2 protein-coding genes are annotated in these 1,323 nt (G+C 70.0%); one reads left to right on the forward strand and one right to left on the reverse strand.

Translation table 11 applies throughout. The features are described from left to right. Window positions 1-143 (forward strand): ArsC/Spx/MgsR family protein (locus tag AC1DOC_RS33925; protein ID WP_478131602.1); only part of this gene is annotated, 143 nt, incomplete at its 5' end. A gap of 18 nt (window positions 144-161) precedes the next feature. Here the strand turns inward: AC1DOC_RS33925 and AC1DOC_RS33930 are convergent. Next, on the reverse strand, window positions 162-1,323 hold a 1,162-nt coding region (locus AC1DOC_RS33930; protein WP_478131601.1), incomplete at its 5' end, for an MFS transporter.

Consider the following 1,323-nt stretch of genomic DNA (forward strand, 5'->3'; position numbering starts at 1 on the left):
ATCCGAAGTGGAGCGATGACCAGCTGTTCGACTTCATCGCCGCGAACCCGATCCTGCTGCAGCGCCCGATCGTCGTCTCGCCGCGCGGCACGCTGATGTGCCGGCCCTGGGAGCGCGTGCGCGAGATCCTGCCCACGGCTTGAGGCGAAATCCGCGGGAGATCAGGCCGAGGCCGGCACCAGCGCCGTGCGGCGCACCCGCGTCACGTTGAAGGCGCTGGCAATCAGCACGGCCTGCACCAGCGCCAGGCCGGCGATCACGCTCGCGTACTGGCCATGGTCCATCAAGCGGCCGAACACCAGCGGCGCGAGCGCCTGGCCGATGTCCAGGCCCGCATACACCACGCCGTAGACGCGGCCGGTGGCATTGGGCGGCGTCGAGCGCTTGACCAGCAGGTCGCGCGAAGGGCCGGCAACGCCCGACACGAAGCCCATGGCGCCGAACAGCACCGGCACCATCACCGGCGGAAACTGCGCAAAGGCCAGCACCAGCGCCAGCGCGGCCGCCACCCCGAAGCCGATGCCCACGATGCGTTCGCAGCGCGACGGGTCCGAGGCCAGGAAGCCGCCCGCCACCATGCCGGCCGCGCTTGCCACCATGTAGACCGTGAGGCACACCGCCACCAGCGCCACCGGCACCGCGTGCAGGTGGCCCGCCGCCGCCGGCGCGAAGGTCTGCACCACGCTGATCACGACGGCGTAGAAGAAAAAGAAACCGAAGCACATCCACACGGCCGGAATGCGCAGGAAGTCAAACTCGCCGCCGATGGGTGCCGGCTCGCCGTGGCCGGTCGCCTTGTGCACCGCCTTCACGTCGAGCGCCAGCACGCCGCGGTAGGCCCAGAGCACCAGCAGCACCACGATGGCCAGCACACCGGCCGAAGCCAGCGCCACGCGCCATGAGAAGGCGATGGCGATCGGCACCACGAAGGCCGGCGCCAGCGCCCAGCCCAGGCTGCCGGTGATGCCATGCACGCTGTAGGCGTGGCCCAGGCGGGTCGGCGCCACCTTGCGGTTGAAGAGCGTGTAGTCGACCGGGTGGAACACGCCGTTGCCGATGCCGCCCACGACGGCGCACAGCAGCAGCATCCAGTAGCTCTGGGCCAGCGCATAGCCGAAGGCCGCCAGGGCCAGCGCGCCCAGCCCCACGAACAGCACCGGCCGCGGACCCAGCTTGTCGACGATGAAGCCCGAGGCCGCCTGCACGATGCACGAGACCACGAAGAACACCGTCAGCACCGCGCCCAGCTCGGTGTAGCTCACGTTGAACGCGTCTTTCAGCCAGGGGAACAGCGGCGCCAGGATCAGCTGGCTGAAGTGGCTG

It is taken from the genome of Variovorax sp. 01T439_2 (assembly GCF_056398445.1).